This window comes from Clostridium sp. HBUAS56010 (assembly GCF_007115105.1).
Lineage (GTDB): Bacteria > Bacillota > Clostridia > Lachnospirales > Lachnospiraceae > Lacrimispora.
Genome location: NZ_SULJ01000002.1, coordinates 182,190 through 202,630, shown reverse-complemented (window position 1 = coordinate 202,630; position 20,441 = coordinate 182,190). Strand labels below are relative to the sequence as shown.

General features: G+C 41.9%; 17 protein-coding genes and 1 pseudogene. 16 read left to right on the top strand and 2 right to left on the bottom strand.

The annotated features are described in order from the left end of the window. Nucleotides 1-39: 39 nt before the first annotated feature. The 8 genes from FAY33_RS05540 (at nt 40) to FAY33_RS05500 (ending at nt 10,822) form a co-directional block, all read left to right on the top strand. Nucleotides 40-1,386, top strand: a complete 1,347-nt coding sequence (locus tag FAY33_RS05540; protein ID WP_143319770.1) for an ABC transporter substrate-binding protein — start codon at nt 40-42, stop codon at nt 1,384-1,386. 26 nt (nt 1,387-1,412) lie between these two features. After that, nucleotides 1,413-2,342: a sugar ABC transporter permease gene (locus FAY33_RS05535; protein ID WP_243126612.1), complete on the top strand. Its 930-nt coding sequence runs from the start codon at nt 1,413-1,415 to the stop codon at nt 2,340-2,342. Between the two features lie 6 nt (nt 2,343-2,348). Beyond that, complete coding sequence (locus FAY33_RS05530; protein WP_143319769.1) at nt 2,349-3,203, top strand: carbohydrate ABC transporter permease; 855 nt, start codon at nt 2,349-2,351, stop codon at nt 3,201-3,203. Nucleotides 3,204-3,276: 73 nt separating this feature from the next. Continuing rightward, nucleotides 3,277-6,420, top strand: coding sequence for a glycoside hydrolase family 38 C-terminal domain-containing protein (locus FAY33_RS05525; protein WP_143319768.1), 3,144 nt, complete (start codon nt 3,277-3,279; stop codon nt 6,418-6,420). A gap of 419 nt (nt 6,421-6,839) precedes the next feature. Next, nucleotides 6,840-7,364 carry an HAD family hydrolase gene (locus tag FAY33_RS05515; RefSeq protein ID WP_143319767.1) on the top strand — a complete coding sequence of 175 codons (525 nt, stop codon included), beginning with the start codon at nt 6,840-6,842 and terminating at the stop codon, nt 7,362-7,364. A gap of 33 nt (nt 7,365-7,397) precedes the next feature. Beyond that, the gene (locus FAY33_RS05510; RefSeq protein WP_143319766.1) at nt 7,398-8,333 is read left to right on the top strand and encodes an ABC transporter permease subunit; all 936 of its coding nucleotides are present in this window, start codon (nt 7,398-7,400) and stop codon (nt 8,331-8,333) included. After that, a complete protein-coding gene (locus FAY33_RS05505) occupies nt 8,333-9,199 on the top strand; it encodes a carbohydrate ABC transporter permease (RefSeq protein WP_143319765.1) in 867 nt (288 codons plus the stop codon). The genes FAY33_RS05510 and FAY33_RS05505 overlap by 1 nt, the downstream gene beginning before the upstream one ends. Nucleotides 9,200-9,241: 42 nt before the next feature. Further along, complete coding sequence (locus tag FAY33_RS05500; RefSeq protein ID WP_143319764.1) at nt 9,242-10,822, top strand: extracellular solute-binding protein; 1,581 nt, start codon at nt 9,242-9,244, stop codon at nt 10,820-10,822. A gap of 72 nt (nt 10,823-10,894) precedes the next feature. On the opposite strand, the gene FAY33_RS05495 is transcribed toward FAY33_RS05500, so the two are convergent. Next, complete coding sequence (locus FAY33_RS05495) at nt 10,895-11,809, bottom strand: AraC family transcriptional regulator (protein WP_185967505.1); 915 nt, start codon at nt 11,807-11,809, stop codon at nt 10,895-10,897. 127 nt (nt 11,810-11,936) lie between these two features. On the opposite strand from FAY33_RS05495, the gene FAY33_RS05490 reads away from it, so the two are divergent. The 3 genes from FAY33_RS05490 to FAY33_RS05480 all read left to right on the top strand — a co-directional run bounded on the left by FAY33_RS05490 (nt 11,937) and on the right by FAY33_RS05480 (nt 15,854). Further along, nucleotides 11,937-13,019 (top strand): glycoside hydrolase family 88 protein, encoded by a 1,083-nt coding sequence (locus tag FAY33_RS05490; RefSeq protein ID WP_143319763.1) that lies wholly within the window; start codon nt 11,937-11,939, stop codon nt 13,017-13,019. Nucleotides 13,020-13,021: 2 nt separating this feature from the next. Next, the gene (locus FAY33_RS05485) at nt 13,022-13,714 is read left to right on the top strand and encodes a hypothetical protein (RefSeq protein WP_143319762.1); all 693 of its coding nucleotides are present in this window, start codon (nt 13,022-13,024) and stop codon (nt 13,712-13,714) included. A 469-nt stretch (nt 13,715-14,183) separates the two neighbouring features. After that, a complete protein-coding gene (locus tag FAY33_RS05480) occupies nt 14,184-15,854 on the top strand; it encodes a S8 family peptidase (RefSeq protein ID WP_143319761.1) in 1,671 nt (556 codons plus the stop codon). A 5-nt stretch (nt 15,855-15,859) separates the two neighbouring features. On the opposite strand, the gene FAY33_RS05475 is transcribed toward FAY33_RS05480, so the two are convergent. Next, on the bottom strand, nt 15,860-16,042 hold the full coding sequence (locus FAY33_RS05475) for a hypothetical protein (RefSeq protein ID WP_143319760.1): 183 nt from the start codon (nt 16,040-16,042) through the stop codon (nt 15,860-15,862). Between the two features lie 200 nt (nt 16,043-16,242). Here FAY33_RS05475 and FAY33_RS05470 point away from each other — a divergent pair, with 200 nt between their 5' ends. The 5 genes and pseudogenes from FAY33_RS05470 to FAY33_RS19300 all read left to right on the top strand — a co-directional run. Then, nucleotides 16,243-16,602: a RidA family protein gene (locus FAY33_RS05470; protein WP_143319759.1), complete on the top strand. Its 360-nt coding sequence runs from the start codon at nt 16,243-16,245 to the stop codon at nt 16,600-16,602. A gap of 109 nt (nt 16,603-16,711) precedes the next feature. Next, nucleotides 16,712-17,206 carry a GNAT family N-acetyltransferase gene (locus tag FAY33_RS05465; protein WP_143319758.1) on the top strand — a complete coding sequence of 165 codons (495 nt, stop codon included), beginning with the start codon at nt 16,712-16,714 and terminating at the stop codon, nt 17,204-17,206. 820 nt (nt 17,207-18,026) lie between these two features. After that, nucleotides 18,027-18,578 carry a flavodoxin family protein gene (locus tag FAY33_RS05460; RefSeq protein WP_143319757.1) on the top strand — a complete coding sequence of 184 codons (552 nt, stop codon included), beginning with the start codon at nt 18,027-18,029 and terminating at the stop codon, nt 18,576-18,578. Nucleotides 18,579-18,887: 309 nt separating this feature from the next. Next, complete coding sequence (locus FAY33_RS05455; RefSeq protein WP_143319756.1) at nt 18,888-19,262, top strand: pyridoxamine 5'-phosphate oxidase family protein; 375 nt, start codon at nt 18,888-18,890, stop codon at nt 19,260-19,262. 809 nt (nt 19,263-20,071) lie between these two features. Continuing rightward, nucleotides 20,072-20,441: pseudogene (locus tag FAY33_RS19300) on the top strand (collagen-like protein); the annotation flags it as partial.

Sequence of the window (20,441 nt, the reverse complement as noted above, 5' to 3'; positions counted from 1 at the left end):
GATATCATTACGATAATGAATTGAAAGGGAGGTTTTACAATGAGAAAGAGATTTCTGGCAACAACCCTGGCTGCTCTTCTGGCAGCAACTTCTTTAACTGCCTGTGGTTCCAAGACGGAGAACACGGATACTCAGGCAGGAGGCGCAACGACTGCAGCCGAAACCACAAAGGCTGGAGGAGAATCAAATGCTTCCGGAGACAAGGTAACTTTAAATCTCACCTGGTGGGGGAACCAGACGAGAAACGATGTGACAAAAAAGGCAGCAGATCTTTATATGAGTGAAAATCCCAATGTAGAGATTAAGGTAGAATTTACCGACTGGTCCGGTTACTGGGATAAGCTTTCGGCAATGGCAGCAGGCGGGAATCTTCCTGATATCATTCAGATGGATTATTCCTATTTAAATCAATATCAGCAAAGCGGACAGTTAGCCGATTTGTCGGAGTACATTTCCAACGGAGTTATTGATACAGCAAACATACCTGAAAGTATTATTGAAAGTGGTTCCATTGACGGTAAGTGCTATGCAATCAGTTTAGGCAGCAATGCACCCATGATGGCTTATGACAAAGCAATTGTTGAGAAGGCAGGAGTTACAATCCCTGAGCAGATGACCATTGATGAGTTATATGACATTTCAAAGACAATATATGAAAAGACAGGAACAAAGACTCTTTATGACGGCGGAATCAACATGATGCAGATTATTGCAAGAACCAATGATTCTCATCTGTTTGATGAACTGGAAGCGGGCAAGGAAGATTCTACCAGACTGCACTTTGATAATGTAGAGAAGTTTGCAAAAGCAGAGTTCAGCATTTCAGCAGACCTGCTGGCAGAAAAGAATCCTGATGTAGTAGAGACAAAGCCCATTATTGATTCCACAACCTGGAATGATTACCTGTTCTCAAACCAGTATATCAGTGTAACAAACACAGCAGGAAGAGAACTTGCAATTACCATGTATCCGACAACGGCAGATTCAAAAACACAGCCCATGTATTTGAAACCAAGTCAGTTCTTCTCTGTGGCAGAATCTTCTAAGAATAAAGAAGAAGCGGCAAAGTTCATTGACTGGTTTGTAAACAGTACGGATGCCAACGGCATTCTTCTTGCAGAAAGAGGAATTCCAATCAACACAGTGGTAGCAGATGAGATTAAACCAAAGGCAGATGCAGTAGCACAGAATGTGTTTGATTACATCGCAAAGGTTTCTGAGATTGCAACACCAGTAGACGCTCCTGATCCAGCTGGCAAAGGAGAGGTAGAGGCATTGTTAAAAACTGTTGTGGAAGCAATCCGCTATGGAGATGCCACCGTCGACGATGCGACTTCCCAGTATGTATCTGAATCCAATAAGATTCTGGAAGAAGCAGCAAAATAACAGCTAGAAAGTCTGGAGGGGATAAGATGAAGAACAATCAAATGATCCCGAAAAGAAAAGAATCATTAGGCAGAATATTGAACCGTCCGAAGGTTGCAGGATATGTATTTATCCTGCCCTTCATAATAGGATTTCTGGCATTTTTAGCCATTCCCATGATTTTATCTTTAGGGTTTTCATTCACCAGATACAACATTTTAAAATCACCGGTTTTTATAGGTCTGGAAAACTACAAGACCATGTTTACCGCAGATCCTAAGTTCTGGAAGGTATTCGGGGTAACCATGTACTATGTTCTGTTCTCGGTTCCTCTCCGGCTGATCATGGCTCTTGCAGTAGCCATGCTGTTAGTAAAGAGCACCAAATTATCCGGTTTTTACAGAGCGGTCTATTATCTGCCATCCATTATTGGTTCAAGCGTAGCGGTAGCAATCTTATGGAAACGGATGTTTGCCAGTGACGGTGTAATCAATGCTCTTTTAAAGATCATCGGACTTCCTTCTGATGTTGCATGGCTTGGAAGAACAGACACTGCCATCTGGACCTTGATCATTCTTGCTGTCTGGCAGTTTGGTTCTTCCATGCTCATATTTTTATCTGGCCTGAAACAGATTTCTCTAAGTCTTTATGAGGCGGCAACGGTAGATGGTGCCAATGGATTCCAGCGTTTTTTTAAGATTACGCTGCCCATGCTGACACCTACCATATTCTTTAATCTGATCAATCAGCTGATCAATGGATTTATGGCATTTACCCAGAGTTATATCATTACACAGGGGAAACCAAGGGATACCACGTTATTCTATACCGTATATATGTACCAGAGCTCCTTTACTTACAACAAGTTAGGCTATGGCTGTGCAATGGCATGGTTCATGGTATTGGTGGTAGGGCTTTTAACGTTAATTCTATTCAAAACCCAGAAACGTTGGGTATATTATGAGGCGGAAGGGTGATGAAATATGAAGACAGGATATAAAGAAAAAAGAACTGCCATTTCAGTGATTTATCATGTATTCACTTTTTTCTTCGCTTGTGTCATGATATATCCGCTGATCTGGATGATAATGGGTTCCTTTAAAAGTACCAGTGAAATATTTAAAGCTGCAGCCAGTCTCTTTCCTGAGTCCTTCTCTTTTCATAATTACAAAGTCGGATGGCAGGGGTTTGCAGGCTACGGTTTCGGCATATTTTTTAAAAATTCCTTTATTATTGCAGGTTTATCCACCGTTGGAGCAGTGATTTCTTCTGCCATTATCGGTTATGGATTTGCAAGAATTGATTTTAAATTAAAAGGCTTCTGGTTTGCCTGTATGTTGCTTTCCATGATGCTTCCGTTTCAGGTCATCATGATTCCCCAGTATATTATCTTTAACAAATTAGGCTGGGTAGGCAGCTATCTTCCAATTATTGTACCTCAGTTTTTTGGTCAGGGCTTTTTTATCTTTTTAAATGTCCAGTTCATTAAAGGAATTCCCATAGACTTAGATGAAGCGGCCAGAATGGACGGCTGTACCATATATTCCATCTTTGTACGGATTATACTTCCTTTGATCAAACCATCTCTGGTTACCAGTGCAATCTTTTCTTTCATGTGGAGATGGGATGATTTCCTTGCGGCTTTAATTTATTTAAGTGATCCGCTCAAATATCCAGTCAGCTATGCGCTGAAGATGTTCTCGGACCCGACAGCAGGTTCTGACTGGGGCGCAATGTTTGCGATGGCAACCTTATCTCTGATTCCAATTTTCATTATATTCTTAACAATGCAGAGATATCTGGTAGAGGGAATCGCTTCTACAGGAATTAAAGGTTAAGAAAGATTTGGCGGGAGACCAGCTTTGTGCGGTTTCCCGCTTTTTTAAAATTACAAAAAAGGCGGAATGAACGATGAATCCTATGAGAAACAGATTAAAAGCGGCAGCAGATACATTGAAAAGCTTCTGCTATTCCCATGTTACCAGGGCAGAAAAGGTGATGATAAGTCAGGGAGATTATGAATTTGCAGAAACCTTTGACAGCAGTAAAAGAGAGTGGACTGCTTATGAAAGCGATGAGACCTGGGGGGGAACAGACAGGCATTACTGGTTTCTGACCACTGTTTCCATCTCTGGTTATCAAGCGGGTGCCCAGATAAGGGCTGTCTTAAATACAGGCGCAACGGATATATGGAATACAGATAATCCTCAGATTCTGGTTTATGTAAATGGAGTATTGTCAGGAACCATGGATATGAATCACCAGGATTTTATTCTGACAGAAAGAGCAGAAGAGGGGCAGGTATTCGAACTTGCTTTTTATGCGTATTCAAACAGCTCTGGCAAAACTAATTTTTTCCATCTGGACATAGCAGCCTATGAGGAGGAAGCAGCAAAGTTTTATTATGATTTTAAAGTTCCCTTTGAAGCGGCAGATCTTTTGGAGGAAGATGATCTGGAGCGGATTGAAACTTTTAAGATACTGGGGGAAGCCTTGAATCTGGTTGATTTCAGACGTCCAGGTTCCGGTGAATTTCTGGCTTCTTTAACAAAAGCAGATGAGTGGCTTTTGGAGCACTATTATAAAGACCGTCCGGAAAATCCGGTGACGGTTCACAGCATCGGTCATACCCACATTGATGTGGCGTGGAAGTGGCCTTTAAAACAGACCAGGCAAAAGGTAGTAAGAAGTTTTCAAACGGTTTTGAATTTAATGAAACGATATCCGGAATACAAGTTTATGTCCAGCCAGCCCCAGCTTTATGAATTCGTAAAAGAAGAAGCCCCAGGTGTTTTTGCCCAGATTAAAGAGAGAATTAAGGAGGGACGATGGGAGACAGAAGGAGCCATGTGGCTGGAGCCCGACTGCAATCTTGCTTCCGGAGAATCTTTAATCCGGCACATTCTTTATGGAAAACGGTTTTTTGAAAAGGAGATGGGAGGCACAGAAAATGAAGTTCTGTGGCTTCCTGATGTGTTTGGTTACAGTGCGGCAATTCCGCAGATTATGAAACAGTCTGGTCTGCCCTATTTTATGACTACAAAGCTTGGCTGGAATGAATGGAACCAGTTTCCAAGCGATGTGTTTCGATGGAAAGGCATTGACGGAAGCGAAGTGCTTACGTATTTAATCAGCACAAGGGATTATTTAAAAAAGCAGGAAACACAGAAAAATTTCAGTACTACCTATAATGGAAGACAGGATGCCAGACAGATTATGGGGACCTGGCAGAGATTTCAGAATAAAGATGTGAGCAAAGAAGTATTGACCTGTTACGGATATGGGGATGGCGGGGGAGGTCCCACGGAGGAAATGTTAGAACAGAGCCGGCGCCTGGAATTCAGCGTTGTCCGGGCACCAAAGACAAAACAGACTTTTGTAAAGGACTTCTTTCATATGTTAGAGGAACAGATGGACAGAAAACAGCTTCCTGTATGGGAGGGAGAATTATATCTGGAAACTCACCGGGGAACGTATACTTCCATGGCAAAGAATAAAAAGTATAACCGCACCTGTGAATTCTTAAATGGAGATGCAGAGTTTTATGGGGTGCTTGACTATGTTCTTACAGGCAGCAGGGAGTACCCGTTCCAGGAACTGGAAAAAAACTGGAAACTGCTTCTTTTAAACCAGTTTCATGACATTTTACCTGGTTCATCCATTAAGGAAGTTTACGAAGATTCGAACGTTCAGTATGAACAGATCATAAAATCAGGCACAAGCCTCATAGATCATAGCAGGGGGAGAATTCTACATGCTGCCGGATTAAAACAGGCAGAAGAGTCGGCTCAGGGGCTTGTGGTTTGGAATCAGATGAGTTTTAGCCGGACAGGAATTGTGGAACTGAATCATCCCATTCCAGGTATTCCCCTGTTATCCCAGCAGACAGCGGATGAAACAACTCTTTATCTGGCAGAAGAGGTTCCTTCAAAAGGATATGGGATATATGGAATGGAGGGAACTCACCCCTCTAGTAATACAACTTCTGTCTTTGGGTTTATTGAAACAGATGAGAAGGGGAATCCCAAAAAAGTTACAACCACTTTTTATGAGATGGAGTTTGGAGCGGATGGAACCCTGCTCCGGCTCTTTGACCGGAACCAGGAACGGGAGCTGATTAAAGAAGGAGCAAGAGCCAATGAACTTCTTGTCTTTGATGACCGGCCTCTGGAATTTGACGCATGGAATATTGATGCCTCTTATGAAGAAAAGGTGTGGAAGATTGAAGAAGTGACAGACATGAAGGTGCTGGAGAATGGTGCTTTGCGGGGAATAATTCTCATAAAGAAACGATTTCTCGATTCTGAGATAGAACAAAAGATCTATTTTTATCAGCATACAGCAAGAATTGATTTTAAAACCACAATGAACTGGAGGGAGCACCAGATGCTTTTAAAGACGGCATTCCCTCTTGATATCCTCTGCAAAGAAGCCAATTATGACATACAGTTTGGCAATGTAAGCCGCCCTACCCATGAAAACACAACATGGGATCAGGCAAGGTTTGAAGTATGTGCCCACAAATGGGCGGATATCTCAGAACCGGGCTATGGTGCCGCATTGTTAAATGACTGTAAGTACGGCTACGATATCCATGATTCGGTTCTCCGTCTCACTCTGCTGAAATCAGGCATCTTCCCCAATCCAGATGCGGATCAGGGAGAACACACCTTTACTTACGCCCTTTTCCCTCACAAGGGAGATTTCCGCACCGGAGGTGTGGTGCAGGAAGCTTATGACTTAAACTGTCCTCTTTTTGCAGCGGCGGTGAGAGGGGAGACGGGGCATTCCTATTCCTTCTTGACCATCGAGGAAGAAAATATCATTGCGGATACCGTAAAGCTTTCCGAAGACGGGGATGGGATTATAATCCGTATGTATGAGGCTTATGGAATGCGAACCAAAGCCCACATTACCTTTCATAAAACCGGAGCAGACCAGGTGATGGAATGCACTTGTCTGGAAGAGGAGAAGACTTCTCTTTCCTGGGAGAACGAAACCCTTGTTATAACGTTGAAACCATATGAGATTAAGACCATAAAGTTAAAAAGATGAGTTTCATTTAGCGGGCAGAAAACGGGAACGGAGGAGGTCCGGATTCAGCAGGAGAATATAGAAACTTTTCTATCTGCCCTGGCACCTTGGAACCTATACTTCCCAGGCGGGAATAAAGAAGAAAAACCGGAGAGCAGAGCTTGCTCTCCGGGAACCGGTCATATGAACCGACCATGGAGGAAGAACCTTTAAAAGGAAATGAAATACAGGTTACAAAAGTCAATGGACAGAGTCAGATGTTCCTGGATTTTGCGCCTTTTGAGATTAAGACAATCCGTATTTTTCCAGAAACGCAAAAAATGCACATATTAACATCAGAATAAAAACAAATTACGCATAGCAACATTTTGCACAAAATATTATAATTATTACATAAAAATATGGCATAAAAAACAATAAAATAGGTTGGAGCAGGTGAAATGGGAAAAAAAATTATTATATTTATGGACAGTGGTGATACCATTATTGATGAGAGTACGGAAATTCGGGATGAGACTGGGATTGTGATTCATGCAGGACTCATTCCTGGTGCCGGAGAGACATTAAAATCACTTTATGATGACGGATATCGGATCGCCATGGTTGCAGACGGAGAGGAGCAGTCCTTTGCCAATGTATATGAAGAAAATGGGCTGGGATATTGTTTTCATACCAGAACCATATCTGAGATTGTAGGAATGGAGAAGCCCTCTCCTTTAATGTTTCAGGATGCCATGGATAAGAATTGTCTGTCTGAGGAAGACAAAAAACGGGTGGTTATGGTAGGCAATAACGTCCGCAAAGATATAAAGGGAGCCAATGAGTTTGGAATCACCTCCATTCTTTTAGACTGGTCCCCCCGGTATGATATGAGACCTGGTGATCAATCCGAGATACCGGATTATATCATTCATGAGCCGAAAGAACTGATTGAGCTGTTAAAAAGGCTTGAGGCTATGCAATAAAAAGCAGAAACAGATAGAAAAGAGGGGTGCACTATGAGAGATAGAAAGACCAGGGGGACTGGAAGAAAAGTCTCTTTTAGGGTCTATATTCGAAATACCTGGCAATTGTACTTCATGCTTTTAATACCAGTTTTATATATGCTTTTATTCCGGTATAAGCCCATGGCAGGCGGTATCATAGCGTTTAAAAAGTTTAATGTATTTGCAGGAATCTGGAACAGTCCATGGGCAGGGCTTGCTAATTTCAGAGAGGCATTTGGTTCCAAGGATTTCTGGAGTGCTCTTATCAACACGCTTATTTTAAATGCAGGAGATCTGATTTTAGGATTTCCTGTTCCCATATTAATTGCTGTATTTCTCTTTGAGATCAGAAACTTAAGAATCAGAAAGGCAACCCAGACCATTCTTTATCTTCCGAATTTTCTGTCATGGGTTATCATTGCCGGAATCATTACCCAGTTATTTTCCTCCAGCGGTCTTGTCAATGATCTGATCAGCAGAGCAGGTTTTTCAGAGATTAATTTTTTGAGCAGCCCTTTTATCTGGAGATTCGTCTACTGGATCTCAGGAATCTGGCAGTCCGCAGGTTATTCCCTGATTATCTACCTGGCAGCACTGTCTGCCACAGACCCCTCTCTTGGGGAAGCTGCGTACATTGACGGAGCCACAAGGCTTCAGAGAATCGGTCATGTGACCATACCTCAGATACGGCCTACCATCTCCATCATGCTTATTATGCAGCTTGGAAAGATTGTATCCATTGATTTTGACCGTCCTTATATGATGGGCAATACCCTTGTTAAAAGTGCTTCTGACGTCATCAGTACCTATGTATATAACGTGGGCCTTCAGGCGGGAAGATTTGATTTTGCAACAGCCGTAGGATTGTTCCAGTCCGTTGTTGGAATTATTCTGATTCTTTCAGTAAATAAGATATCAAAGAAAATGGGAGAGGAGGGAATCATGTAATGAGTGAATTAAAGAGTAAAGCAGACAGAAGGTTTCAGCTTTTCTGGAACACCTGTTTCGTGATTATCAGCATTGTGGCACTGATTCCCATTATCCGGGTTATCTCCATGTCCTTTAGTTCCAAAGATGCGATTTTGGCTGGAAAAGTATTTCTCTATCCCATTCAGTTTACCGGAGAAGCTTATGTGCGGGCATTTAAAAGCGGCAGCTTTCTTTCGGCATTTATCTATTCCGTTTTTCTCATGTTTGGCTCTACGGCAGTGTGTATGGTTTTAACCGTACTTGCAGCCTACCCCCTTTCCAAAAGAAATTTAAAGGGCGGAGCAGTCATTATGATGCTGTTTGTTCTCACCATGTATTTAGATCCTGGAATTATACCGAAGTATTTAAATGTAAAAGATTTTAAACTCATTGATACCTTCTGGGCGCTAATCATACCCGAAGCCCTCAGTGCCTATAACATGATTATTATGTGCACCGCTTTTAAAGGGCTGGATTCTTCTTTATATGAAGCAGCAAAAATTGATGGCTGCAGCGAGGTGCAGACGCTGTTCCGTGTGGCACTGCCTTTGGTTTATCCTACTCTGGCAACCCTTGCCCTGTTTTATGCAGTAGGAAGATGGAACCGCCTCAGTGATGTACTATATTATGTAAACTCTTCCAGACTCTATACGGTGCAGATGGTATTAAAACAGCTTATTGAGTCGGTAAAGATATCCCAGGAAGAGGGCATTGCATCCCAGCTTGTCGCGGACAATATTAAATCCGCAAGCATTGTCATATCCATGACACCAATGGTAATTGCCTATCCGTTTATCCAGAGATATTTTACAAAGGGAATTATGCTTGGTGCGGTAAAAGGTTAATTATGCTATTCCGATAATTAAAAATGAGAAAGGGAGGTTTTTATGAAAAAAAGAAAATTAGTTATGTGGGGCATGGCTGTTCTTACGGCAGCGGTATTGGCAGCAGGCTGCAGTCCTGGGGACAAGGAAACAGCCCAAAAGGGAGGCGGACAGACCGCACAGGGGGAAGAAGTAACCATAAAGGTAATGGTCTGGGACAGAGGGGATGCCGCTCCTGGAACAACCGTGGAGAAAAACACCCAGACAGAATGGATTAAGAAGCAGGTAAAACAAAAGTACAATATTAATGTAGAGTATGTCTCTGTTCCCAGATCTTCTTCCGATGACAAATTAAACATTATGATGTCAGGCGGAAGTGCACCGGATATTGTATTTTCCTATAACCAGAGCATCTACTATAATTTTGCGAAAAACGGTGGTCTGGCAGACTTAACCCAGGCTTATGAAACCTATGGGTCTGATATTAGAAAGTTTGCAGGAGATGCCCAGAGTATGGGGCAGATTGATGGCAAACAGTTTGCGGTAATGAAGCAGAGAGGAGTGGAAGCACCAAGACATACGGCTTACATCCGCCAGGACTGGTTAGATAAACTGGGGATGGAGATTCCAAAGACAAAGGATGAGCTGACTGCTTATTTGCAAGCGGTGAAGGAGAAGAATCCCGGAGGGGTAAGCAGTGTGATTCCCTGGGCAATGAGCGGGAGAAATGATACAGCAAAGAACTACCTGAATTTTATCGGCTCCTATGTAACACTGGCGAATGAAAAAGATGCTTATATTTATAATGAAGAGTATATGTCCGTGGCACCTGGTGCCGTTGATGGCATTAGAAAGTTAAATGAACTTAACAGCAAAGGTCTGTTATCCAAAGACTTTGCTACTGATACTACGGAGGACATCTATAAAGCCCAGATCACCGCAGGAAATGTAGGCTTATTTTTAGATGATACAGAGCGTCCATGGGATTATATTACCATCTTAAATCAGAATATAGGCGGAAGAACCTTTGTACCGGTCCAGTGTTTTGAATTGTCAGACGGATCTTACCGGACTCCGTTTGAGCCAAGACATGGAATGTTTATTATGATACCAAAGTCAAGCGAGAAGAAAGTGGAAGCCTGCATGAAATATTTAAACTGGCAGGCAGATCCGGAAGTGGCAGAGGATATTGTATACACAGCAGAGCATAAGAGAGATGATAAAGGAATTCCCATTAAACTATCCAGTGAAGAACTTTCCTCCAAAGGCTATCCTGGAACCTGTGATGATTTAAACCTTGTCAATCTGGCAATGGAATGGACCAAGAGCAAAGAGGCAATTGTATCCAAATGGTATCAGGATCAGTCTGTAGACTGGGAGGAAGAAAAATGGTTTGATAATTTTTATGACGTGCGTTCGGAAGGAAAATTCCGGTTCCCTGTTTACTCCAACATCTCCCCGGCTGAATCAGACTACGGTCAGAATGTGAATACGATGATGATTGAATACGTGTATAAACTGATAAGCTGTGCCCCGGAGCAGTTTGAGAATGTCCAGAAGGCAGAATATGATAACCTTGTAAATGCAGGACTGCAAAAGATTCTGGATGCAAGGTCAGAATACTATGACAGCATAAAGAAATAAATTTGTTTGCTGGGCAGAAAGCGGCAAAAAGCCCGTTACAGTTCTTGCTGAAACGGGCTTTTTGGATGTCTGTCATGATATGGGAGGAAGTCCGTTTTCTGCATTATGCTTGCGGAACTGGGAAGGGGATTGACCGGAGTATTTCTGAAAGATCCGGTTAAATTGGGAGAAACTGGTGAAGCCGCACTCTTGTGCCAGTTCGGAAATCTTTTTTCTGCTATTTAGAAGAAGATACTGGACATTCTTAATCCGGGTCATATGGATATACTGAGTCAGGGTGTATCCGGTTACATCCTTAAACTGGTGGGATAAGTAATAAGGGCTGATATAGAATTCTCTGGCAAGGAAGTCAAGAGTCAGTTCCTCCGGATAATGATTATGAATGTAGTTGGCAATGGCATAAATCTTGCGGGAAGCCTCATCTTTTAAAGGTTCATTGGTATAGGTGTTAAAAGGGGAGAGCTGCCGCAGAGTGTAGAGAAAATCAACAAACATATTATGAACCATTAGTGCCTTTAGATCAGAAGCTTCTTCACAAAAGGAGTATTCATATATCCGGTTTAACTTTGCATAGATCAACTGCTGTTGTTTTGACGGAAACCGGTAGATGGGAAGGTCTGCATAGAAGGGCTTAAAAAGAGCCTCATAAGCTTCATCCATCCCCCACAAAAGCTGTGGGTACAGAAAACTGATGATCAGCCGTTTGCTTGGAGCACCCTTAGGATATTCCGTGCGGTGAAGTACAGAAGGGCGCAGAAGAACCAGATCTCCAGGACGGACTGCATATGGAATCCCCTCGATCAGATGAAAGGCATGAGGGCTGATCAGTACCATGATTTCGTAGAAAGAATGAAGGTGCTGGAAAGGCATATTGATGTCATAGGAGCGTTCGTCGTAATCAAAATAATAATAGAGGGAATGCTGTATGTCATTAATGGTAAGATTATGCTGTTTCTTGTAAAGCAGTGTGCTGTTGGAATCGATCATAATAAACCACCTGTATTCTTTCTAAAATGGGTATGTCTGGTTATCTATTATACCAGACATACCGCTTCATAAGCAATTGAGGAATTAAAAAAGTTATAGGTACAGGAAACAGAAAGGAAAGAGATGAATGAAAAATATAAAAGAAAAACTCCATTTGCTGGTGTCCAGTTTTGAAAAAATCTTATATGATGAAGATGATGTTTTTCTGGAGAATATGAAAACAAGAAACCTGGCAGGAGATGATCCAGAACCATACCGTTACTGGGAATGGACTCAGGGAGTAGGGCTTTTTGGTCTGTGGAAGATCTATGAAGAGACCGGAGAGGAAGAATTCTTAAAAAAGCTGGAGCGATATTATGAGAGACAGATAAAACTGGGACTGCCTGCAAAAAATATCAACACCACCACACCTCTTCTTGCATTGACCTATCTGGCGGAAAAAACGGGGAATAAGACTTATCTTGAAATTTGCCGGGAGTGGGCTGCATGGCTGGTGGAGGGGCTTCTCAAAACAGAGGAAGGCGGGTTTCAGCATCTTACTTCTGATACCCTTAATGAGCAGGAACTTTGGGATGATACTCTGTTCATGGCGGTTTTGTTTCTGGCACGCATGGGAAAGATAGATCAGAATCAGTCCTGGCTCAATGAGGCTCAGTATCAGTTCCTGCTGCACATAAAGTATCTGGCAGACAAAGAGACTGGCTTATGGTATCATGGCTGGACTTTTCAGGGAAACCATAATTTCGCAGGAGCATTCTGGGGGCGGGGAAACAGTTGGGTCACCATGGCAATTCCAGAACTGTTTGAGATTATGGAATGCAGCGGGGCTGTAAAAAGGTACCTGACAGAAGCATTGAAAAAACAGATTATGGCACTGGAACATTTTCAAAGTCCAGGAGGAATGTGGCATACGGTTGTAAATGATGAAACATCTTATGTGGAAGCAAGTGCAACCTGTGGTTTTGCCTATGGTATTTTAAAAGCAGTTCGCATGGGGCTTGTGGATCGGAAGTATCAGGAATGTGCAAGAAAGGCGCTGAACCCTGTTCTGGACTGTATTGACAGAGAGGGAGTGCTCCATCAGGTATCTTATGGGACTCCGATGGGACGGGAAACCATTGATTTTTATAAAAAGATTGAACTGCACCCCATGCCTTACGGTCAGGCAATGGGAATGCTTTTTCTTCTGGAAGCTTGCAGGAAAGATTAAGTATGATGAATAAATTTAGAAAAACGTTTATAAAATATAAACCTCTTATCATGATGGATAAAAGAGAACCTTTTGAGATTACCGCTATGGCATGTACATTATTTCGGGAAACTGCCAGGAGCAGTTCCTTTCCCAAAAGAGTAGTAGCGGTCGATGTGGCACAATCTGCGTTTGTAATCGAGTATGCAATCTGGTATGACTATGATATTCAGCATTTGTATGAACTGGAACATGTGTGGGTGTACGTTGACTGGCAGGAAAAGATATGGAAGGTGGAAGGCAGCTTTCATGGAACATATTTAACCATGGCAGACTTAGACAGCGGGAAGCCAGTTTTATGGGAACAGAGTCATCCGGTGGTTTATGCACAGCCTGGAAAGCATGCACTGGTTCCGGACTGGCGTCTTATCCGGCTGATTCCGGACTGGAAAGAAAGTTGTATGGAAACGGCTGGTGCGGCTGGAGTCCTGATTCCCGAAATGTTTGCCGGGGACATTCATACGGATGAAGAACTTCAAAAAATGACAGAACGATATATAAAGGAACGGTTTGGCTTTCAGCCATCTATGACATTCCGCCCCTTTCTTTTGGATGATGATCAGTTAATGGATTGGAATACGTTAAAAAAGTCAATTCCAGGGAGAGTAAACCGGCAGATGGAACAAATCAGAAAATATTTTAAGACCGGGTCATGAAATATTTAAACCAGGAAAGAGGAAGCCGGCAGGAGTGATCCTGCCGGTTTAAGTATGAAAAAAATTTATATAAAAGGTCTTGCAGGCCTGTTTACATTGCTTAATATACGTTTTAAATGTGTTTTTATTTTGATGAAAATGTGAAGAGTTTGTGAAAATGTCCAGCAGAACTTTTTGAAATAAAAAAAGGAGCACCGCAGATTTGGGGAAATACGGTACTCCTAAGAAGAGTTAGATAAATTATAACGCAAGAAATCGTTTAAGTAAAGTAAAATAAGTAAATTTTTACCTTTTTAGTACTAATATTTGTAAATATACTATATTTATTGATATATAACATGAATTAGATCGTTTATTCCATATTGCTGTTATATTGTACGAATATTAAAGCATTCTTCTGTTCATAAGCTTAAAATAGACGCATAAACTATACCATATGTTCTATTTAAAACCAGCAGGAGGCTGATACATGGAGAAGATACTGGATAATCGCTACTATGACCTCATCATCAGCAATGTTTCCGCACCTCTTTATAACACCGGTGACAATATTACTCCCATCAATGAGATCAGTTCTTTGCTACATGTCATGAAAGAGCCTATGGATCTGTGTGATCTGGGGCAGACTCCCTACTATATGTTCCCTGCATTGTACACGCTGGAATCTGCAGTCAGTATGAACCAGGTGCCAGGTGTAAGCCAGGAAAGCCCCGAACTTGGTCTGCAGGGGAGAGGGGTAATTGTAGGAATTGTGGATACGGGAATTGATTATACGCATCCGGCTTTTATGCACAATGATAAAACAACCAGGATTCTTTCGATCTGGGACCAGACACAGGAGGATAGTATCCCGCCGAGAGGTTTTAATTTTGGTGCAGAATATACCAAGGAATTAATTAATTTTGCCCTCCTGTCTGATGATCCTTTTGCCATTGTGCCGACTGTGGATCGAATTTATCATGGGACGGCTGTCGCCAGTGTTATTGCAGGGCGTGCCAGTATAGAACATAATTTCTCAGGTGTTGTTCCGGAAGCAGAACTTGTTGTGGTTAAATTAAAAGAAGCAAAGCAGAATTTAAAGACGCTTTTATCTGTTTCAGACAGATCTATATGCTATCAGGAATCCGATATTATGCTGGGAATCCGGTATATTGTAGAAGTTGCCCGCCGTATGAACCGGCCGCTGGTTATCTGCCTGGCAATTGGAAGCAGCCAGGGGGGACATGACGGACGTGGACCTTTTAGCGCTTATGTGGACTATCTGGTCCAGTCACCCAGAATTGCTGTAGTTGTATCCGGCGGCAATGAGGGGGACAACAGGCGGCATTATTCCCACCGGGGGGAGAGTTCCCCATACATACATGAATTTCAGCTTATAGTTGGAAGAAATGACAAGAAATTTTTTCTGGAGATCTGGCCTTATATTCCAGCAAGGCTTTTCATTGAAATCATTACGCCGGCTTTTGAGATTTCACAGGCGGTCTATCCATCAACAAGCGGCTGTCAGAAATTCACTTTTCAGTCTAATCGTGCAGAGGTATGGGTTAATAATATCATGTTTGAAGAAGAGTCAGGGGAACAGTTGATTCTGGTGCGTTTTGTGAACGCGGATCCGGGAACCTGGCGAATTCGGATCGGAAATAGTCTGGAAGAGCCGTTTTCTTTCCATTGCTGGCTGCCGTCAGGCGATTTGATTTCAAACGAAACATATTTTCCAGACTCCGATCCCAATACCACCATTACTGCTCCGGCAGATGCGCTGCACTCCCTTGCCATTACTGCATATAACCAGCAAGATGGAGGTGTTCTGCGGGAATCCGGCAGAGGTTATACAAGGCTTGGACAGGTGAAACCTGATGTCACTGCACCTGGTTATTTTGTCTCCTGCGCGATTCCCCAGAATCAATATGGAACAATTACCGGAACAGGTGCGGCGGCTGCCCATACTACAGGAATTGCAGCCATGATTATGGAATGGGCATACAGCAAAGGAAATTATACTTCTGTCACAGGCAATCAGATTAACCGCCTTATTATAAGAGAAGCAGTCCGTGAACCAGGTCTTTCTTATCCCAACCAAGTGTGGGGGTATGGGACCGTTGCTCCAGAAGAGATCTTTCAGCGGCTGATAGAACTGTGAGGTACTTATTTACTGCGCTTCATCTCCTTCCGGATTCTGGGTTCAATGCCTCTGCGGTCCATTTCAGCCAGAATTGTTTCAAATTCTCCGGGGGGAGCAGATGGGACCTGGACTTCACTGCTGGCAGCCTGCAGATGATCAAATTCGTCAGCCCACTGTTTTTCGTAGCGTTTGTTTTTCCGTTTCAAATTATCACCTCCCAGAAAATTATATAACGATTGTAAAGGGATTCTATCAAATATAATACTTGAAAAATTTTCCATAAAGTTACCATATTACAGGTAAATTTATGGAAAATTTTAAATCTCCCAACAATATGCTCTTGCATATCAGAAAGAGCTATGTTATGATAGTAGAACATAAGTTCGATGAAAAGGGAGGATTTTATATGATCAAGCGAATGCCAACTAATTGCGGAGACGAGACCTGTTCCTCTTGTGTGATTGCCGGAGACTATATATTTCTGGCACATCACGGCGGGGGACAGGAAAAGGAAGATATTGTCCATCAGATGAGAAAAACATTTGAAAGTATGGAGAAGACGCTGGCTTCTGTTGGAGCAGGATTTGATGATATGGTACAGGTTAATCTTTATCTTAGGAATATAAAAGATTTTCGAACAGCTGCTGATGTTTTTTCCGAATATTTTAAGAATGGAGCGCCGGTGAGAATGACAACTACCACAGAATTTGTTGGGAAGAGCTGCTTATGCCAGATGGATGGAATCGCATATAAGCCTCTTCATTGATGGAGCTGGAATTGACCGGCAAGTATCTGCTGGCGGCTGGTGTTCTTTGCCGCTAAAAAGATTTCTGAGTAAGAGCTGGAACACAATAGATTGATATCGGGAAAGGACAATGATGATAGAAACCCAACGGTTAGAGATTATTCCATTAACCAAAAGCCAGTTGGAGCTATGGGTGAGAGATGTTACCATGTTGGAACGGGAGTTTCATTGTTCTTACAGAGGAGAGCCGCTGGAAGGTTTTTTTGGTGAAATAGTGAGAGGACAGCTTCCGATACTGGAAGAGGAGCCACAGCATTATGTATGGCATAGTTTTTGGTGGCTAATTCGAAAAAACGACAGAGTTGTTGTAGGATCTGCTGATTTTAAAGATGTTCCAGACAGGGACAGGCAGGTGGAGATTGGATATGGGCTTAGTCATGAATATGAGCATAACGGTTATATGACAGAGGCGGTAAAAGCCATGTGTGACTGGGCATTGAGACAAAACGGAGTAAGCCATGTAATTGCGGAAACCTATAAAGATGGACATGCATCCCAGAGAGTCCTGCAGAGGTGTGGCTTCACGGAAGTAAAGAGAGAAGAAACCATCTGGTGGAGGTTATAAGCATAAAGGGAACGGACCTGAATTATTTTATTTTTTAATGCTGCATTAAGAAAAGTGTAAGGAGGGAGAAAGATTGGCATTTTCCAGTATTATTTTATTTGCCATTATAGTGATCATAGTAGTAATGGCTTTGGTGATTATGAATAACAGACGAAAATAAGAGACGGGGAATTCTCGTTTCTTTTTATAAACGCAGAAGGTATCAAGTTTCTTTCTGATAGAAGGGCATATTGTTTGGAAAAGGAACAGGATACTGAGAACTTATTATTGATATCGTCAAATTTCAAGCGGAATGCAGGGGAGGGTATTTGCGGTACGCAATGCAGCACAATATGTAACAATTCCGATTGGCATACTGCTGGGAGGATTTCTTGCGGACTTTGTGTTTGAGCCTTTTATGCAGTCTGGTAAACCTCTTGCCTTGCTTATGCAAAAGGCTGTTGGTACAGGAGCTGGTAGTGGAATGGCAATTATGTTCCTCTGTACAGGAGTTTCAGGCTGTTTAACAAGCCTTTTATGGTATAGAAACAGTAGGATTAAAAAAATGAATACAAAATAAAAAGAACCCTGGTAAATAAAAGGAATTCTTGTATTTGCCAGGGTTCTTTCGATGCTTATATTTTATGTTTATCAAAGCAAGTGTATGTCCGAAACCAGTTTGTTAAATATTCAAATCTGAAAGATCCTCAAAAACCATCTCTATAACTCTCCTTTTGTCAATATATAACAAAACAGTGCGTATTTGTGAATGCTGATATTTATAGTAAACTTATAGTAGATACAACATGGCATGACAAAAAAATATTGGGAGGAATGAAATATGGTAAAGAAAATTTTAATCTTGAATGGTAGTCCTCGAAAAAATGGAAACACATCAGCTATTATACGCGAGTTTACAAAGGGTGCAGAAGAATCTGGCCACATAGTAACGACATTTCCGGTGGGAAATATGAATATCAAAGGGTGTATTGGTTGCTGGAAAGGTGGCAAAAACCCTAACAGCCCTTGCACTATTAAAGATGATATGGATAAAATCTATCCTTACTACAAGGAAGCAAACCTTGTAGTTCTTGCTTCACCACTTTATTACTGGAATATTAGCGGTCAACTAAAAAACGCATTTGACCGTTTGTGGGCAGTTGCAGAGATTGATGGTGGTGCAAACCCCAAAAAAGATTCTGTTTTGTTAATGGCCTCTATTGTAAATCAATACGAACCAGTATCAGCGTGGTATGAACGGATGGTAAAAGAAATTGAGTGGAGAGACTTGGGGCAGGTTTTAATTGATGGCGTGGAGCAACCCGGTGATATTGAAGGAAATTCTGGATTGCAGGAAGCCTATATGCTTGGGAAGACTATATATACGTCATAAATAAGGAGATTGTGCCTACTTTATAGTCAGTTTGTTTTTTAACTCTTCCCTCTATCGGCTAATTTCACTTTAAAAGATAAATGTAGGTGCTGCTTTTTCAATATCATAATATCCTTCCGCTTTCTTTTGAAATCTACACTTCTTTGTTAAATTTGTGATGATTGTAAACACTATAGGATTTAGCAACAAACATGAAAAAATTAAAACAGTAACATGACAAGATGTTGTCATATTATATATGCTATTATTATTGAAAGTAACTTACGTAATTCACACAGACTTATTTGATTTAAAATTGAGGAAATGAAAATGCTTTCAGCTAAATTTTATGAAGTATTAAAAAACGAGGGTATTGTAACGATTGTAACATGGGGGGAAGGAGAACCTCATATTGTGAATGAGTGGAATTCCTATTTAGTGGTAACAGGAGATGAAAGAATATTAATACCTGCCGGAATCATGCACACAACGGAGAAAAATATACATGAAAACAATAAGATAAAAATGGCTTTAGGCAGTAAAAATGTGAAAGGGCGTAATAATTATCAGGGAACTGCCTTTGTAGTGGAGGGTGTGGCAAGATTTTTTAGTTCTGGTGCAGAATTTGATAGCATGAAAAATAGATTTGAATTTTTGACCCGAGTATTGGAGATTACAGTAACATCGGCTGAGCAAATGCTATGACAAGTTTCAGTTTTGTAAAGCAAAAAATTTACAGGAGATTGGAAAAATATGAAGAATATGAATTTTGATAGGATAATGGATCGTTCTATTGCCATAAGAGAAAGCTATCATAAATTGGAAGAGCAGTATCATGGTGAAAAATGGTAGTGGAGGAAGATGCTCTTGCTTTTTTAACAGATGCCGGTCTGGTCGGCCGTTTGACGATGTCCCAACAAGGGCGCTGACCCAATGCAGACACTACAGATGCGGAATTGGAGCATAAGCTTAGTGAATGTATCTGGTGGTTGATTGTTCTGGCAGAACGTATGGATATTAATCTTGGAGAGGCATTAGACGGCTTTTTGTCCAAACTCGAGAAACAGCTGTAAAGCTAAAAGATGTTTGTTTTCAATGAGCTGCCGGATAACAAAAAATAGAGTAAAAGAACGCAGACGCGATAGCCTCTAACAGGCTGTCGCGTCTTTTATATAATCCACTTCGGATTAACGTCCCATAGTCCCGGGTAAGATCGCCGCTCTCTTACTGGTGAAGTACATAACCCATAAAGCCAGATAAATAAAAGTAGGAGCAACCTTTCGGTTACTCCTACTTACAGAATGTTCACTGTCCTTATGAACATTCGACATGTGCCATTAGGTCAAAATAGATGCGCCCTGTTTTGGACTTAACTGCTACATGTCCAAAGCGTTCCTCTCATGACTTGCATAGAAAAGGTAGGTATCTATATTACCATACATTCCAGTTTGACTCCTCCTGAATATAATGAATTAGGGCTTAAAATATGCCCCCAAATTAAAGGAGGAAGTTTGATGTATAATGAGAAATTTCAAGGGATGAATATATATCATTGTGGAAGTATCCCAAAATGTTCATCGGATAGATGTTCCAATCAAAACAATGTAAATTGTGAGCGTTGTGCCTGCCCCTGTTCTTATCCAAATCGGTGCTTGTGTTGTTACTGTAAAGGACCTATCGGTCCAACCGGCCCAACTGGTGCGACCGGCGATACAGGTCCGCAGGGAACTATCGGTCCAACCGGCCCGACTGGTGCGACCGGCGATACAGGTCCGCAGGGACCTATCGGCCCGACTGGCCCGGCTGGTGCGACCGGCGATACGGGTCCGCAGGGGCTCATCGGTCCAACCGGCCCAACTGGTGCGACCGGCGATACAGGTCCGC

Bases quoted from the DNA above. Each gene is read 5' to 3' on its own strand.
- FAY33_RS05540 (WP_143319770.1), top strand. From the start codon at position 40: ATGAGAAAGAGATTTCTGGCAACAACCCTGGCTGCTCTTCTGGCAGCA.
- FAY33_RS05535 (WP_243126612.1), top strand. From the start codon at position 1,413: ATGAAGAACAATCAAATGATCCCGAAAAGAAAAGAATCATTAGGCAGA.
- FAY33_RS05530 (WP_143319769.1), top strand. From the start codon at position 2,349: ATGAAGACAGGATATAAAGAAAAAAGAACTGCCATTTCAGTGATTTAT.
- FAY33_RS05525 (WP_143319768.1), top strand. From the start codon at position 3,277: ATGAATCCTATGAGAAACAGATTAAAAGCGGCAGCAGATACATTGAAA.
- FAY33_RS05515 (WP_143319767.1), top strand. From the start codon at position 6,840: ATGGGAAAAAAAATTATTATATTTATGGACAGTGGTGATACCATTATT.
- FAY33_RS05510 (WP_143319766.1), top strand. From the start codon at position 7,398: ATGAGAGATAGAAAGACCAGGGGGACTGGAAGAAAAGTCTCTTTTAGG.
- FAY33_RS05505 (WP_143319765.1), top strand. From the start codon at position 8,333: ATGAGTGAATTAAAGAGTAAAGCAGACAGAAGGTTTCAGCTTTTCTGG.
- FAY33_RS05500 (WP_143319764.1), top strand. From the start codon at position 9,242: ATGAAAAAAAGAAAATTAGTTATGTGGGGCATGGCTGTTCTTACGGCA.
- FAY33_RS05495 (WP_185967505.1), bottom strand. From the start codon at position 11,809: ATGATCGATTCCAACAGCACACTGCTTTACAAGAAACAGCATAATCTT.
- FAY33_RS05490 (WP_143319763.1), top strand. From the start codon at position 11,937: ATGAAAAATATAAAAGAAAAACTCCATTTGCTGGTGTCCAGTTTTGAA.
- FAY33_RS05485 (WP_143319762.1), top strand. From the start codon at position 13,022: ATGATGAATAAATTTAGAAAAACGTTTATAAAATATAAACCTCTTATC.
- FAY33_RS05480 (WP_143319761.1), top strand. From the start codon at position 14,184: ATGGAGAAGATACTGGATAATCGCTACTATGACCTCATCATCAGCAAT.
- FAY33_RS05470 (WP_143319759.1), top strand. From the start codon at position 16,243: ATGATCAAGCGAATGCCAACTAATTGCGGAGACGAGACCTGTTCCTCT.
- FAY33_RS05465 (WP_143319758.1), top strand. From the start codon at position 16,712: ATGATGATAGAAACCCAACGGTTAGAGATTATTCCATTAACCAAAAGC.
- FAY33_RS05460 (WP_143319757.1), top strand. From the start codon at position 18,027: ATGGTAAAGAAAATTTTAATCTTGAATGGTAGTCCTCGAAAAAATGGA.
- FAY33_RS05455 (WP_143319756.1), top strand. From the start codon at position 18,888: ATGCTTTCAGCTAAATTTTATGAAGTATTAAAAAACGAGGGTATTGTA.